The organism is Pseudomonas sp. QTF5 (genome assembly GCF_000512695.2).
Classification (GTDB): domain Bacteria; phylum Pseudomonadota; class Gammaproteobacteria; order Pseudomonadales; family Pseudomonadaceae; genus Aquipseudomonas.
In genome coordinates, this window is the sequence record NZ_AZRW02000011.1 from 80250 (window position 1) to 95231 (window position 14982).

Consider the following 14982-nt stretch of genomic DNA (forward strand, 5'->3'; position numbering starts at 1 on the left):
TGCCGCGAACCTCAGACCCGCTGGCGCCTCTTGAATGTCCACGATAGCAGACAACATCCTTCAGGTTAGTTCGCGTATCCAGGCTGCGACCGAAGCCGCCCATCGCGACCAAGGCAGCGTCCAGTTGCTGGCCGTGAGCAAGACCAAGCCCGCCGAGGCTTTGCGTGAAGCGTATGCCGCCGGCCTGCGCGATTTTGGCGAGAACTACCTGCAGGAAGCCCTGAGCAAACAGCTCGAATTGGCCGACCTGCCCTTGATCTGGCACTTCATCGGCCCCATTCAATCGAACAAGACTCGCGCTATCGCCGAGCATTTCGACTGGGTGCATTCCGTGGATCGCTTGAAAATCGCACAACGCCTGTCCGAACAACGCCCTGCCGATTTACCGCCATTGAACATCTGCATCCAGGTCAACGTCAGTGGTGAAGCCAGCAAGTCCGGCTGCACCCCGGCCGACCTGCCCGCCCTGGCCAATGCCATCAGCGCTCTGCCGCGCTTGAAATTGCGCGGGCTGATGGCGATTCCCGAGCCGACTGAAGATCGCGCCGCCCAGGACGCCGCTTTTGCTGCCGTGCAAAGCCTGCAAGCCAGCTTGAATCTGCCACTCGACACACTTTCCATGGGCATGAGCCACGACCTCGAGTCGGCCATCGCCCAGGGCGCCACTTGGGTTCGTATCGGTACAGCCCTGTTTGGCGCCCGTGATTACAGCCAGTCCTGACAATGACTGACTCCTCTCTTTATAAGGACCTGACATGAGCAAGACTCGTATTGCCTTTATCGGAGCCGGCAACATGGCCGCCAGCCTGATCGGCGGCCTGCGCGCCAAAGGTCTGGACGCCGCGCAGATCCGCGCCAGCGATCCGGGTGAAGAAACCCGTGCCCGCGTGAGCGCCGAACACGGCATCGAAATGTTTGCCGACAACGCCCAAGCCATTGAGGGCGTGGACGTGATCGTGCTGGCGGTCAAACCCCAGGCGATGAAAACCGTTTGTGAAGCCATTCGCCCAAGCCTCAAGCCGAATCAACTGGTGGTCTCGATTGCGGCCGGCATCACCTGCGCCAGCATGAACAACTGGCTTGGCGCCCAGCCTATCGTGCGCTGCATGCCCAATACCCCGGCGCTGCTGCGTCAGGGCGTGAGCGGTTTGTTCGCCACCGGCGAAGTGAGCGCCGCACAGCGCCAGCAAGCGGAAGCACTGCTCTCGGCGGTGGGCGTTGCCCTGTGGCTGGACGAAGAACAACAACTGGACGCGGTGACCGCCGTTTCCGGCTCGGGCCCGGCGTATTTCTTCCTGCTGATCGAAGCCATGACCGCCGCCGGCGTGAAGCTCGGTCTGCCAGCGGATATCGCCGCCCAACTGACCCTGCAAACCGCTTTGGGCGCTGCACACATGGCAGTCGCCAGTGATGTCGACGCGGCTGAACTGCGTCGTCGCGTGACGTCGCCTGCGGGCACCACCGAAGCGGCGATCAAGTCCTTCCAGGCCGACGGCTTCGAAGCCCTGGTTGAAAAAGCACTCGGCGCCGCTGCGCATCGCTCGGCCGAGATGGCTGAGCAACTGGGTCGTTAATCAGCTCTTACAAAGGAATCAATGATGCTCGGACTCAATGACGCTGCCATTTTCATAATCAAGACCTTGGGCAGCCTGTACCTGCTGATCGTGCTGTTGCGCTTCATTCTGCAATTGGTTCGGGCGAATTTTTACAACCCGCTCTGCCAGTTCATCGTGAAAGCCACTCAACCGCTGCTCAAGCCCCTGCGCCGGGTAATCCCGAGCATGTTCGGGCTGGACATGTCGTCACTGGTACTGGCGCTGATCGTGCAGATGGTGCTGATAGCCGTCATCCTGCTGCTCAAAGGCTTCGAAGTCGACGTGCTGCTTTTGGTGCCTTGGGCACTGATCGCTATCTTCTCGCTGTTTTTGAGTGTTCTGTTCTACGCGATGATCATCAGTGTGATTCTGTCCTGGGTCGCCCCGGGCAGCCACAATCCGGGCGCAGAGCTGGTCGCGCAGATCACTGAACCGGTACTCGCCCCGTTCCGCCGGATCATTCCAAACCTGGGCGGCCTCGACATCTCGCCGATCTTCGCGTTTATCGTGATCCAGTTGCTGCAAAGCTGGCTGATCCCTCGCCTTGCGTACTTTGCCTTCATGCCACAGGGGCTGCTCGGTCTGATCTGATGAGCTACTTTCGCTGGGACGGTGATGACCTGATTCTGGAGTGTCACCTGCAACCGGCGGCCCGCAGCGATGATTTCTGCGGGCTGCATGGCGATCGTCTGAAGATCCGCCTGACCGCACCGCCCGTTGAAGGCAAGGCCAATGCGTATCTGATGGCGTTTCTGGCCAGGGCGTTCGGGGTTTCCAAGGGTCAGGTGAGTTTGATCAGTGGGGAGCTGAACCGGCAGAAGCGGGTGCGGATTTGTTCGCCGAAGAAGCTGCCGGATTTGCCGGATCTGGTGCGCCCGGCCTGACCTCAATGTGGCGAGGGAGCTTGCTCCCGCTGGGCTGCGAAGCGGCCCCAGACCAGTCGCCGCAATATCCCTGACAGACCCGGGCATCAACTTTCAGGGCCGCTTCGCGCTGGAGCGCCAGCCCGGCCCAACGGGAGCAAGCTCCCTCGCCACAGGTACATCGGGGGAAAATCAGGCCCGGCCTTTGCTTGCCGCTAGCCACAGCGGTCTTTAGACTTACGCCTCATTTCAATGAGAGCAGGGTCGATGCCAGCTGCCTTCCCCCCCGATTCTGTTGGTCTGGTGACGCCGCAAGTGGCGCACTTCAGTGAACCCCTGGCCTTGGCCTGCGGCCGTTCGCTGCCCGCTTATGACCTGATCTACGAAACCTACGGCACGCTGAACGCTACGGCGAGCAACGCCGTGCTGATCTGCCACGCCTTGTCCGGTCACCATCACGCTGCCGGCTTCCACAGCCCCGACGACCGCAAACCCGGTTGGTGGGACAGCTGCATCGGCCCCGGCAAACCGATCGACACCAACAAGTTTTTCGTGGTCAGCCTGAATAATCTTGGCGGGTGCAACGGCTCCACCGGCCCCAGCAGCATCAATCTGGAAACCGGCAAGCCATTCGGCGCCGATTTCCCGGTACTGACCGTAGAAGACTGGGTGCATAGCCAGGCACGCCTCGCCGACCTGCTCGGCATTCGCCAATGGGCGGCGGTGATCGGCGGCAGCCTCGGCGGCATGCAGGCCTTGCAGTGGACCATCACCTACCCGGACCGCGTGCGGCACTGCCTGGCCATCGCCTCGGCACCGAAGCTGTCGGCACAGAACATCGCGTTCAACGAAGTCGCACGCCAGGCGATCCTCACCGACCCGGAGTTCCACGGCGGCTCATTCCAGGAAGCGGGCGTGATCCCCAAGCGCGGGCTGATGCTGGCGCGGATGGTCGGGCACATCACGTACCTGTCCGACGACTCCATGGGCGAGAAATTCGGTCGCGGCCTGAAGAGCGAAAAGCTCAACTACGACTTCCACAGCGTCGAGTTCCAGGTCGAAAGCTACCTGCGATATCAGGGCGAGGAATTTTCCGGACGTTTCGACGCCAACACCTACCTGCTGATGACCAAGGCACTGGACTACTTCGACCCGGCGGCGAACTTCGACGATGACCTGGCGAAAACCTTTGCCAACGCCCAAGCCAGGTTCTGCGTGATGTCCTTCACCACCGACTGGCGTTTCTCCCCTGCCCGCTCGCGGGAACTGGTGGACGCGCTGATGGCGGCCAGGAAAGACGTCTGCTACCTGGAGATCGATGCTCCGCAAGGCCACGACGCCTTCCTGATTCCGATCCCGCGTTATTTGCAGGCCTTCAGCAATTACATGAACCGTATAGCGCTTTGAGGAAGACATGAGAGCCGATCTGGAAATCATCCAGGAATGGATCCCCGCCGGCAGCCGTGTGCTCGACCTCGGTTGCGGTGACGGCGAGTTGCTGACCTGGCTGCGTGACCACAAGCAGGTCACCGGCTATGGCCTGGAAAACGACCCGGACAACATTGCCGAGTGCGTTGCCAAGGGCATCAACGTCATCGAGCAAGATCTGGACAAGGGCCTGGGCAACTTCGCCAGCAACAGCTTCGACATCGTGGTCATGACCCAGGCCCTGCAAGCTGTGCATTACCCGGACAAGATCCTCGACGAAATGCTGCGGGTCGGTCGCCAGTGCATCATCACCTTCCCCAACTTCGGTCACTGGCGCTGCCGCTGGTACCTGGCGAGCAAGGGCCGGATGCCGGTGTCCGACTTTCTGCCGTACACCTGGTACAACACGCCGAACATTCACTTCTGCACTTTCGAAGACTTTGAAGCACTGTGTCGCGAACGTGAAGCCAAGGTCATTGATCGGCTTGCCGTGGATCAACAGCATCGGCATGGGTGGGCCAGTAAGCTATGGCCTAATCTGTTAGGTGAGATCGGCATCTATCGCGTCAGCAGCCCCGGTCTGCCGGACCACAAGGTCGCGGTCTGAATCACGACACTTCGAGGAGAACGATCATGGGTCGTCTAGCACTGTTTTTACTTACTGCCTGCCTGAGCGTCACCGCCATGGCCGCCGATGTCATCAAGGGCGAGCGCAAGGAAACCTTTGGCGACGTGACGGTGCATTACAACACCTTCAATTCCACTTTCCTGACCCCGGATATCGCCAAAGCGGCCGAGCTGAACCGCAGCAAGAATCAGGGCGTGATCAACGTCTCGGTACTCAAGGAAGGTAAACCACAGACGGCTCAGGTCAGCGGCACGGTCAAAGACCTGACCAGCCAAAGCATCCCGCTGAAGTTCAAACAGATCACTGAAACAGGCGCGGTATACTACATCGCCCAGTTCCCGGTGGATCAGCAGGAAATCCGCACCTTTGACATCAAGGTGCAGACCGGCGACAAAACCAACACCATCAGCTTCCAACAAGAGCTTTTCCCCGGCCAATGATGAATTTCACGCAACTCGTACTGGCCAGCCATAACGCCGGCAAACTCAAGGAACTCCAGGCCATGCTCGGCGAATCGGTGCACTTGCGCTCGATCGGCGAGTTCAGCAGCGTCGAGCCTGAAGAAACCGGCCTGTCGTTCGTCGAGAACGCCATTCTCAAGGCCCGCAATGCCTCGCGCATTTCCGGTCTGCCGGCCTTGGCCGACGATTCGGGGCTGGCGGTGGATTTCCTCGGCGGTGCGCCGGGTATCTATTCGGCCCGTTACGCCGACGGTAAAGGCGATGCGGCGAACAACGCCAAACTGCTCGACGTCTTGAAAGACGTGCCCGAAGCCGAGCGCGGCGCGCAGTTCGTCTGTGTGCTGGCGCTGGTGCGTCATGCCGACGATCCGTTGCCGATTCTCTGCGAAGGCCTGTGGCACGGGCGCATCCTGACCCAGGCCAGCGGTTTACACGGTTTTGGCTACGATCCGCTGTTCTGGGTGCCGGAGCGCAATTGTTCCAGCGCCGAACTAAGCCCGAGCGACAAGAACCTCATCAGCCACCGCGCCCGTGCAATGGATCTGCTGCGCCAGCGTCTGGGCCTGAAATGATCCATGACTCGTCCGCGTCGCCGCTGATCTTCGGCGGCGCCGCACAATCGCCTCGAGCGGCCCTGCCCGTGCTGCCGCCCCTGGCGTTGTACATCCACATCCCGTGGTGTGTACGCAAATGCCCTTATTGCGACTTCAACTCCCACACCGCCAGCCCCGTGCTGCCGGAAGAAGAATATGTCGACGCCCTGCTGGCCGACCTCGATCAAGACCTGCATGCGGTTTATGGCCGCGAGCTGAGTTCGATCTTCTTCGGTGGCGGTACGCCGAGCCTGTTCAGTGCCAAGGCGCTGGGTCGTTTGCTCAAGGGCGTCGAGCAACGTATTCCGTTTGCCAGCGACATCGAAATCACTCTGGAAGCCAATCCCGGGACGTTCGAGCAGGAGAAATTCGTCGCTTACCGGGCGCTGGGCATCAATCGCCTGTCGATCGGCATCCAGAGCTTTCAGGAAGAGAAACTCAAGGCCCTGGGGCGTATTCACAACGGTGATGAAGCCGTGCGTGCCGCCGGCATGGCCCGTCAGGCCGGCTTCGACAACTTCAATCTGGACCTGATGCACGGCTTGCCCGATCAGTCGCTGGACGATGCCCTGAACGACCTGCGCCAGGCCATTGCCCTGAAGCCGACGCACCTGTCCTGGTATCAGCTGACGCTGGAACCGAACACGGTGTTCTGGAACCAGCCGCCCACGCTGCCGGAAGACGACACCCTGTGGGATATTCAGGAGGCCGGTCAGGCGCTGTTGGCCGAACACGGTTACGCGCAATACGAAGTCTCGGCCTATGCCCTGCCCGGTCGTCCGGCACGGCATAACCTCAATTACTGGAGTTTCGGCGACTTCATCGGCATCGGTGCCGGCGCCCATGGCAAGCTCAGCCATCCGGACGGGCGCATCGTGCGCACCTGGAAGACCCGCCTGCCGAAGGACTACCTCAACCCGGCCAAAAGCTTCCAGGCCGGCGAGAAAGCCCTGACCAACGAAGAGCTGCCGTTCGAGTTCCTGATGAACGCCTTGCGCCTGACCGAGGGCGTCGAAGCGCGGTTGTATCCAGAGCGCACTGGGCTACCTCTGGAAAGCCTCGCTGAAGGCCGTCGCGAGGCCGAACAAAGTGGCTTGTTGCAGGTCGAACCGTCACGTCTGGCGGCCACGCTGCGCGGACAACTCTTTCTCAATGACTTGCTGCAGAATTTTCTGACATAAGGAAATCGAATGGATCTGGTACTCGACCTGCTTGCCACCGTGTCCCGCTGGAGCCGTAGCAACCTGTCGGAAATCTCTCTGGCGCTGGTGGGCTGCTTGCTGGTGCTGTTTGGCGCCGACATCAAGGGCTGGGTCGACCAACGCCTGGGCAGCATCGCCGGCGCTTTGCGCGTCCCGCTGATGGCCCTGCTGTGCATGGTCGGCAGCGGCGTGGCGCTGATCTATGCGACGCCATGGATCATCAAAGGCCTGAGCCAGTTCAACAACTACAGCCTGGCGCCGGTGCTGTTGGTGGTGCTGGTGTTGATCGGCGTCGTAGCCGACCGCCGCTGATCTCCAAGCACAACACAAAACAAATGTGGGAGCGGGCTTGCTCGCGAAAGCGGTAGATCATTCAACAGTGATGTTGACTGATACGACGCCTTCGCGAGCAAGCCAGCTCCCACATTTGGTATTGCGTAGGGTTTAGGACTGTTTTTCGAACTTCAGATCCCACACGCCATGCCCAAGGCGTTCGCCGCGGCGTTCGAACTTGGTGATCGGGCGTTCGGCCGGGCGCGGGACGCATTTGCCGTCTTCGGCGAGGTTGCGATAGCCCGGCGCGACGTTCATCACTTCCAGCATGTACTCGGCGTACGGTTCCCAGTCGGTGGCCATGTGCAACACACCGCCGACTTTCAACTTGCTGCGCACCAGCTCAGCGAACGATGCCTGAACGATACGACGCTTGTGGTGACGGCTCTTGTGCCACGGGTCCGGGAAAAACAGCATCAGGCGATCGAGGCTGTTGTCGGCGATGCAACGGTTAAGCACTTCGATCGCATCGCAATCGTAAACCCGCAGGTTAGTCAGGCCCTGAGTCAGTACGCCATTGAGCAGCGCGCCGACACCCGGACGGTGAACCTCCACGCCAATGAAATCCTGCTCCGGCGAGGCCGCGGCCATTTCCAGCAGCGAATGGCCCATGCCGAAACCGATTTCCAGCGAGCGCTTTGCTGCGCGCCCGAACACCTGATCGAAGTCCACCGGTGCGTCGGCCAAAGGCAGTACGAACAGCGGCGTACCTTGGTCCAGACCACGCTGCTGGCCTTCGGTCATGCGCCCGGCGCGCATCACGAAACTCTTGATGCGGCGGTGTTGGCGCTCTTCGCCTTCTTCTTGCTGGATAGGCGTGTCGTTCGATTCAGTCATCAATGGCTCTTACTTGATCAGACCATCCAGCGGCGAGGAGGCGCTGGCATAGAGTTTTTTCGGCATGCGGCCGGCGAGGTAGGCCAGACGGCCCGCCACGATGGCGTGTTTCATGGCTTCGGCCATCATGATCGGCTGCTGGGCATGGGCGATGGCCGAGTTCATCAGCACCGCTTCGCAACCCAATTCCATGGCGATGGTGGCGTCGGAAGCGGTGCCGACACCGGCATCTACCAGCACGGGAATCTTGGCTTCTTCGAGGATGATCTGCAGGTTGTACGGGTTGCAGATGCCCAAGCCCGTACCAATCAGACCGGCCAGCGGCATGACCGCGATGCAGCCGATTTCCGCCAGTTGACGGGCAATGATCGGGTCATCGCTGGTGTACACCATCACGTCGAAGCCTTCCTTGACCAGCACTTCGGCGGCCTTGAGGGTTTCGATCACGTTGGGGAACAGGGTTTTCTGGTCCGCCAGCACTTCCAGCTTCACCAGGTTGTGGCCGCCGAGCAGCTCACGGGCCAGGCGGCAGGTGCGCACAGCCTCGGTAGCGTCGAAGCAGCCGGCGGTGTTAGGCAGGAATGTGTAGCGATCCGGCGACAGGACTTCGAGCAGGTTCGGTTCGCCCGGGTTCTGACCGAGGTTGGTACGGCGCACGGCGAAGGTAACGATCTCGGCACCCGAGGCTTCGATGGCCAGGCGGGTTTCTTCCATGTCACGGTACTTGCCGGTGCCTACCAGCAAACGCGACTGGTAGGTACGACCGGCCAGGACGAAGGGCTTGTCGCTACGAACGATGCTCATGGGAAATCCTCTGTAGGGGTGAGGTTCTTGCAGAATTCTGTGCCCATTAGGGCCGGACGACTAGCCGCCGCCGATGGCATGGACCACTTCGACGGAATCGCCGTCGTTCAGCGTGGTTTCTGCATGCTGGCTGCGCGGGACGATATCCAGATTGAGCTCGACCGCCACCCGGCGCCCGGTCAGTTCCAGACGGGTCAGCAGGGCCGCAACGGTTTCACCGTCGGGCAGTTCAAGGGATTCGCCGTTCAACTGAATGCGCATGCCGAATGCCGCCATCATTTTAGGGGCTGGCATTCTAGCCCGATCAGTCAGGCCGACCCAAGCCATTCGTCTTGAAACACGATCCCGTAGGAGCGAGGCTTGCCCGCGAAGGCATAGTGTCAGTCGAAGAAGATGGTGGCTGATACGACGCCTTCGCGGGCAAGCCTCGCTCCTACGCCCGCCAGGCGGCGAGCCCCAGGCAAACCCAGCCGACCAGGAACGCCAGGCCACCGAAGGGCGTAACGATCCCGAGCTTGCTGATGCCTGTCATCGTCAGCAGGTACAGGCTGCCGGAAAACAACAGAATGCCTATAGCAAAGGATGCGCCGGCCCAAGTAATCAGTCGACCGGGAATCTGCGTGGCGAGCAGCGCTACACCCAGCAACGCCAGGGTGTGCACCAGTTGATAGGTGACGCCCGTATGGAAAATCGCCAAGTACTCGGGCGTCAGACGGCTTTTCAGGCCGTGAGCGGCGAATGCGCCCAGGGCAACGCCGGTGAAGCCGAAGAAAGCGGCCAGCATTAGAAAGCCACGCAGCATGAAGAACTCCAGTCAGACTCGATCAACAGGGTCTGTATAATGGCCGGCTCAACGGGTTCGGCCAAGCCATCTCTATGCTGCAGTTATTTTTCCGTCGTTTCACGAAGGCCCTGCTCTGGTTCGCGGGCGGCAGCGTATTGCTGGTATTACTGTTTCGGGTGGTGCCGCCACCGGGAACGGCGCTGATGGTCGAGCGCAAGATCGAATCCTGGTTCGACGGTGAACCCATTGACCTGCAACGCACCTGGAAACCCTGGGATGAAATCTCCGACGACCTGAAAGTCGCGGTGATTGCCGGTGAAGACCAGAAGTTTCCCGAGCATTGGGGCTTTGATATCGGCGCGATTCAGGCAGCGTTTGCGCATAACGAACGCGGTGGCTCGATTCGTGGCGCCAGCACTTTGAGCCAGCAGGTATCGAAGAACCTGTTTCTGTGGTCTGGCCGCAGCTGGCTGCGCAAGGGCCTGGAAGCCTGGTTTACCGGGCTGATCGAGGTGCTCTGGCCCAAGCAGCGGATTCTTGAGGTGTACCTCAACAGCGTCGAATGGGATGAAGGGGTGTTTGGCGCCGAAGCGGCGGCTCAGCATCACTTTGGTGTGGGCGCGCGTTCGCTGTCCCGGCAGCAGTCGAGTTTGCTGGCCGCAGTACTTCCGAACCCGCGGGTGTGGAGCGCCAGCCATCCAACCAACTACGTAGCACGGCGGGCGGGCTGGATTCGGCAGCAGATGAGTCAGTTGGGCGGTGACAGTTATCTGGTCGGGCTCAACGATTCGCGGCGGGCACCTTGGTCTCAATAACGCTAAAGCCCCCCCTGTGGTTAACAGGAATATTGCGCACAAACAAAAACGCCCCGATCAATGATCGGGGCGTTTTTTATTGCCGGTGCGCAGGTTACGCGGCAATCGACAACTTGAGCTTGTTCATCGCGCTCTTCTCGAGCTGACGAATACGCTCGGCCGACACGTTGTACTTCTGCGCCAGGTCGTGCAGCGTGGCTTTTTCTTCTGCCAGCCAGCGCTGGTAGAGGATGTCGCGGCTGCGGTCGTCCAGCACTTCAAGCGCTTCGTGCAGGTTGTGGTTGGAGTTGTCGCTCCAGTCGGCGTCTTCCAGTTGACGGGCCGGGTCGTACCGGTGGTCTTCCAGATAGTTGGCCGGCGACTGGAATGCACTGTCGTCGTCCGCTTCCGCAGCCGGGTCGAAAGCCATGTCATGGCCGGTCAGGCGACTTTCCATTTCGCGCACTTCCCGCGGCTCTACGCCGAGGCTTTCCGCCACACGATGGACTTCCTCGTTGTTCAGCCAGGCCAGACGTTTCTTCTGGCTGCGCAGGTTGAAGAACAACTTGCGCTGAGCCTTGGTGGTCGCGACTTTCACGATCCGCCAGTTACGCAGGATGAACTCGTGGATTTCCGCCTTGATCCAGTGCACCGCAAAGGACACCAGGCGTACGCCCATTTCCGGGTTGAAACGCTTGACCGCCTTCATCAGGCCGACGTTGCCTTCCTGAATCAGGTCAGCCTGGGCCAGGCCGTAGCCGGAATAGCTACGGGCAATGTGTACGACAAAACGCAGGTGGGCGAGCACCATCTGCCGAGCCGCCCCCAAATCCTGCTCATAATAGAGACTCTCGGCCAGTTCACGCTCCTGCTCCGGCGTCAGCAATGGGATGCTGTTCACCGTGTGCACATAGGCCTCCAGGTTCGCACCCGGGACCAGAGCATATGCAGGTTGCAAAGAATTGGTCATACGAAAAAACCTCCGACTTACATAACTCGTGCAGTTCAGCACTGCGAAAATTGACCGGGAACCAAAAGACAAGTTCCCATAAACGCTGAAAGGTCAATACGAGCAAAATGATATTACTTTGGCGCAAGCTCCCGCAGGTGGCGTGCGACTGCAATCCATGCACCGATATACCCCAACAGCACCGCGCCAAGCAAGAGCGATAGACCGTCGGCAACTGGCACTCCGGCCAGCGCAAAATCACTGCCGTACAAACCGGCCAATCCAACCACCGCGTCATTCAGCCAGTTCAGGCCGAACGCCAATACGCCCCAGGAAAGAAACCCCGCACCGAAGCCATACAACGCGCCCATATACAGAAAGGGCCTGCGCACATAGCTGTCAGTGCCGCCGACGAGTTTAATCACTTCTATCTCTGTGCGGCGGTTTTCAATATGAAGACGAATGGTATTGCCTATCACCAAAAGTAATGCAGAAACCAAAAGCACGGTCAGACCGAAGACAAAACGGTCGCCCAGTTTGAGAATGGCTGCCAGACGCTCGACCCAGACTAGATCAAGTTGCGCCTGTTGTACCTTCGGCAATTCGGAAAGTTTTTGTCTCAATGCTTCAAGCGCGGGCTTGTCGACCTCGTTCGGGGTCACCAGGACCACGCCCGGCAGCGGGTTTTCCGGGAGTTCCTTGAGCGCTTCGCCCAGTCCGGACTGCTGCTGGAACTCTTCCAGCGCCTGATCGCGACCCACGTACTCGGCGTCGGCCACGCCCGGCATGCCCTTGATCTGCTCACGCAACGACTCGCCCTGTTCAGGGCTGGCATCGAGTTGCAGGTACAGGGAAATCTGCGCCGCACGCTGCCAGGAACCGCCGAGACGTTCCACGTTACTTAGCAGAAGTGACAGGCCCATCGGTAAACTGAGGGCAACAGCCATCACCATGCAGGTGAAAAAGCTACCGATCGGGTGTTTGCCCAAGCGGCGCAAGCTGTCCAGCAGACTGGCACGATGGCTTTCGACCCAGGCGCGGAACAGCGTAGAGAAATCCGGGCCATCGTCATCGTCGCGCTTTTTTTTCTGCTGCTGCGGTTGCGGATCGGCGGCTTTCGGGGCCACGCGCTCGGAAACTTTGGGGCTACGTGTTGCACTCATACGCCAGCCTCCCCGTCGCCGATCAATCGGCCACGCTGCAAGGTGAGCATTCGGTGACGCATGCGGGCAATCAGTGCCAGGTCGTGACTGGCGATCAGCACACTGGTGCCCAGACGGTTGATGTCTTCGAACACGCCCATGATTTCTGCCGCCAGACGCGGGTCGAGGTTACCGGTCGGTTCGTCCGCCAGCAGCAAGGCTGGACGGTGAACGATGGCGCGAGCGATGCCGACGCGCTGTTGCTGGCCGGTGGACAGGTCGCCGGGATAGAGATCGGTCTTGTCCGAGAGCGCCACGCGCTCCAGGGCCGAGTCCACGCGCTTGGCGACTTCAGCCTTGGACAAGCCAAGGATCTGCAGCGGCAACGCGACGTTGTTGAACACCGTGCGATCGAACAGCAGTTGGTGGTTCTGAAACACCACGCCGATTTGCCGACGCAGGAACGGGATTTGCGCATTGCTGATGGTGCTCAGGTCTTGCCCTGCCAACAGCAATTTGCCGGTGGTCGGACGTTCCATGGCCAGCAACAGCCGCAACAAGGTGCTTTTACCGGCGCCGGAATGGCCGGTGACAAACAAGAATTCGCCCCGACGGACTCGAAAGCTCAGCTCATGCAAGCCGACGTGACCATTCGGGTAGCGTTTACCGACCTGTTCGAAACGAATCATGAACGCTCCCGCTCGGCAAACAATGCCTGGACAAAGGGTTCTGCTTCAAAAGTACGCAAATCGTCGATGCCTTCGCCGACGCCGATATAGCGAATCGGCAAGCCAAACTGCTTGGCCAGGGCGAAAATCACCCCGCCCTTGGCGGTGCCATCGAGTTTGGTCAGCGCCAGGCCGGTCAGTTCGACGGTCTGGTTGAATTGCTTGGCCTGGTTGATGGCGTTCTGGCCGGTACCGGCGTCGAGCACCAGCAGCACTTCGTGCGGCGCATCGGCATCGAGCTTGCCGATCACCCGGCGAACTTTTTTCAGTTCTTCCATCAGGTTGTCTTTGGTGTGCAAACGACCGGCGGTGTCGGCGATCAGCACGTCAATGCCACGAGCCTTGGCGGCCTGCACGGCATCGAAGATGACCGAAGCCGAGTCGGCGCCAGTGTGCTGGGCGATGACCGGAATCTTGTTGCGCTCACCCCAGACCTGCAATTGCTCGACCGCGGCGGCGCGAAAGGTGTCACCGGCGGCAAGCATGACTTTCTTGCCGTCGAGTTGCAGTTTCTTCGCCAATTTACCGATGGTGGTGGTCTTGCCGGCGCCGTTGACGCCCACCACCAGAATCACGAATGGCTTGTTCTGCGAGGTGATTTTCAACGGCTGTTCGACGGGTTTGAGCATCGCTGCCAGCTCGGCTTGCAGGGATTTGTACAACGCGTCGGCATCGGCCAGTTCTTTGCGAGCGACTTTCTGGGTCAGGCGCTGAATGATCACCGACGTCGCTTCGACGCCGACATCGGCGGTCAGCAGACGGGTTTCGATGTCTTCGAGCAACTCGTCATCGATGATTTTCTTGCCGAGGAACAGGCTGGCCATGCCCTCGCCAATGCTGGCGCTGGTCTTGGACAGGCCTTGCTTGAGGCGGGCGAAGAAACCGGCTTTGGACTCTTCGGTACGCACAGGCTCGACCGGAGTTTCGACGGGAGCAACAGGCGTGGCGACAACAGGAACGATGACCGGTGCAGGTGCAGGTGCAGGTGCAGGTGCAGGCTCTGGTGCTTGAACAATCGGAGCAACCGGAGCGGGAGCAACAAATACCGGCACTTCTGGTTCTGGAACAACCGGTGCAACCGGAGCGGGAGCAACAAATACCGGCACTTCTGGTTCTGGAACAACCGGTGCAGGCTCGGCCACGAACACGGGCTCAACGACCGGCTCAACCACTGGCGCCTGAACCGGCTCAGGTGCAAATGCGGCCTGGGCCGGAATCGGTGGCGTGATGTGAACCGCTTGCTCATCTTCGACCAACGCCACCGGCTCTTCCGCCACCGGCAACGTCAGCCACGGCTCGGCGGCTGGCGTCAGTGGCAACGGGGCCACGACTACGGTTCCAGGCTCAGGCGCAGGCTCGGCCGCGGGTTGCAGCACCGGCTCGGCAATCGGCAGGGCAATCGGCGCAGGCACTTGTTCCATGACCGGCGCAGGTGTTGGCTCAGGAAGTGGCTGTGGCTGTTCGACAACGGGTTCCTGCGGCTTTTTGCGCAGCCATCCGAACAGGCTTTTCTTCTCGCCAGCCGCAGCTGGGGTCTTCTTGTCGTCGTTGGAACCAAACATGGAGGACGGCTATCTCACAGTAGCGACGCGCCAAAGGGCGCCTCGGCAATAAATAATTCGATGCAGAACAGACTGCGATTCATCCAGCTTGTTCGCGCGCAACATTTTGTCGAGGTACCAACGGCACCTCAAAGATACGATTTCACGAAGGACTAGACCGGCAAAATCGGCGAAAAAGCAGAGTTTAGCTGCTAAACACATGCCTTCCGTCGTAAACCTATACAGCCTGATCAAACCCAAAGGCCTGATAGGCGTGGCCGCCAGTAAAACGGATCAGTA

The 14982-nt window shown here is 60.1% G+C and carries 19 protein-coding genes; 11 read left to right on the plus strand and 8 right to left on the minus strand.

Annotated elements, in window-relative coordinates:
- The first annotated feature begins 34 nt into the window (after nt 1-34).
- The 10 genes from IC37_RS11530 to IC37_RS11575 all read left to right on the plus strand — a co-directional run bounded on the left by IC37_RS11530 (nt 35) and on the right by IC37_RS11575 (nt 7082).
- Nucleotides 35-721, plus strand: a complete 687-nt coding sequence (locus tag IC37_RS11530; RefSeq protein ID WP_030130168.1) for a YggS family pyridoxal phosphate-dependent enzyme — start codon at nt 35-37, stop codon at nt 719-721.
- Nucleotides 722-755: 34 nt separating this feature from the next.
- Nucleotides 756-1574 carry a pyrroline-5-carboxylate reductase gene (gene proC, locus IC37_RS11535; RefSeq protein ID WP_030130167.1) on the plus strand — a complete coding sequence of 273 codons (819 nt, stop codon included), beginning with the start codon at nt 756-758 and terminating at the stop codon, nt 1572-1574.
- Between the two features lie 24 nt (nt 1575-1598).
- Complete coding sequence (locus IC37_RS11540) at nt 1599-2186, plus strand: YggT family protein (RefSeq protein WP_030130166.1); 588 nt, start codon at nt 1599-1601, stop codon at nt 2184-2186.
- Entirely contained in the window at nt 2186-2479 is a 294-nt protein-coding gene (locus tag IC37_RS11545) for a DUF167 domain-containing protein (protein ID WP_030130165.1), read from the plus strand. The genes IC37_RS11540 and IC37_RS11545 overlap by 1 nt, the downstream gene beginning before the upstream one ends.
- 246 nt (nt 2480-2725) lie before the next feature.
- The gene (locus IC37_RS11550) at nt 2726-3865 is read left to right on the plus strand and encodes a homoserine O-acetyltransferase (RefSeq protein WP_030130164.1); all 1140 of its coding nucleotides are present in this window, start codon (nt 2726-2728) and stop codon (nt 3863-3865) included.
- Between the two features lie 7 nt (nt 3866-3872).
- Nucleotides 3873-4493, plus strand: coding sequence for a methionine biosynthesis protein MetW (gene metW, locus IC37_RS11555; protein WP_030130163.1), 621 nt, complete (start codon nt 3873-3875; stop codon nt 4491-4493).
- Between the two features lie 26 nt (nt 4494-4519).
- Nucleotides 4520-4954 carry a DUF4426 domain-containing protein gene (locus IC37_RS11560; protein WP_030130162.1) on the plus strand — a complete coding sequence of 145 codons (435 nt, stop codon included), beginning with the start codon at nt 4520-4522 and terminating at the stop codon, nt 4952-4954.
- The gene (gene rdgB, locus IC37_RS11565; RefSeq protein WP_030130161.1) at nt 4951-5547 is read left to right on the plus strand and encodes an RdgB/HAM1 family non-canonical purine NTP pyrophosphatase; all 597 of its coding nucleotides are present in this window, start codon (nt 4951-4953) and stop codon (nt 5545-5547) included. Before IC37_RS11560 ends, rdgB begins: the two co-directional genes overlap by 4 nt.
- Entirely contained in the window at nt 5544-6749 is a 1206-nt protein-coding gene (hemW, locus tag IC37_RS11570) for a radical SAM family heme chaperone HemW (protein ID WP_030130160.1), read from the plus strand. Before rdgB ends, hemW begins: the two co-directional genes overlap by 4 nt.
- Before the next feature lie 9 nt (nt 6750-6758).
- Nucleotides 6759-7082, plus strand: a complete 324-nt coding sequence (locus IC37_RS11575) for a DUF3392 domain-containing protein (RefSeq protein WP_007897907.1) — start codon at nt 6759-6761, stop codon at nt 7080-7082.
- Between the two features lie 132 nt (nt 7083-7214).
- On the opposite strand, the gene trmB is transcribed toward IC37_RS11575, so the two are convergent.
- The 4 genes from trmB to IC37_RS11595 all read right to left on the minus strand — a co-directional run bounded on the left by trmB (nt 7215) and on the right by IC37_RS11595 (nt 9546).
- On the minus strand, nt 7215-7940 hold the full coding sequence (gene trmB, locus IC37_RS11580) for a tRNA (guanosine(46)-N7)-methyltransferase TrmB (RefSeq protein WP_030130159.1): 726 nt from the start codon (nt 7938-7940) through the stop codon (nt 7215-7217).
- A gap of 9 nt (nt 7941-7949) precedes the next feature.
- Nucleotides 7950-8744, minus strand: a complete 795-nt coding sequence (locus IC37_RS11585; protein ID WP_007897902.1) for a thiazole synthase — start codon at nt 8742-8744, stop codon at nt 7950-7952.
- Between the two features lie 60 nt (nt 8745-8804).
- On the minus strand, nt 8805-9005 hold the full coding sequence (gene thiS, locus IC37_RS11590; protein ID WP_007897898.1) for a sulfur carrier protein ThiS: 201 nt from the start codon (nt 9003-9005) through the stop codon (nt 8805-8807).
- A gap of 172 nt (nt 9006-9177) precedes the next feature.
- Nucleotides 9178-9546: a DUF423 domain-containing protein gene (locus tag IC37_RS11595; protein WP_030130157.1), complete on the minus strand. Its 369-nt coding sequence runs from the start codon at nt 9544-9546 to the stop codon at nt 9178-9180.
- 74 nt (nt 9547-9620) lie between these two features.
- On the opposite strand from IC37_RS11595, the gene mtgA reads away from it, so the two are divergent.
- A complete protein-coding gene (gene mtgA, locus IC37_RS11600) occupies nt 9621-10343 on the plus strand; it encodes a monofunctional biosynthetic peptidoglycan transglycosylase (RefSeq protein ID WP_030130156.1) in 723 nt (240 codons plus the stop codon).
- A 94-nt stretch (nt 10344-10437) separates the two neighbouring features.
- On the opposite strand, the gene rpoH is transcribed toward mtgA, so the two are convergent.
- The 4 genes from rpoH to ftsY form a co-directional block, all read right to left on the minus strand.
- Nucleotides 10438-11292, minus strand: a complete 855-nt coding sequence (gene rpoH, locus IC37_RS11605) for an RNA polymerase sigma factor RpoH (protein ID WP_007897890.1) — start codon at nt 11290-11292, stop codon at nt 10438-10440.
- Between the two features lie 113 nt (nt 11293-11405).
- Nucleotides 11406-12434, minus strand: a complete 1029-nt coding sequence (gene ftsX / locus IC37_RS11610; protein ID WP_030130155.1) for a permease-like cell division protein FtsX — start codon at nt 12432-12434, stop codon at nt 11406-11408.
- The gene (ftsE, locus tag IC37_RS11615; protein ID WP_007897888.1) at nt 12431-13102 is read right to left on the minus strand and encodes a cell division ATP-binding protein FtsE; all 672 of its coding nucleotides are present in this window, start codon (nt 13100-13102) and stop codon (nt 12431-12433) included. The genes ftsX and ftsE overlap by 4 nt, the downstream gene beginning before the upstream one ends.
- Nucleotides 13099-14703, minus strand: a complete 1605-nt coding sequence (gene ftsY / locus IC37_RS11620; protein WP_030130154.1) for a signal recognition particle-docking protein FtsY — start codon at nt 14701-14703, stop codon at nt 13099-13101. The genes ftsE and ftsY overlap by 4 nt, the downstream gene beginning before the upstream one ends.
- Between the last annotated feature and the right edge of the window lie 279 nt (nt 14704-14982).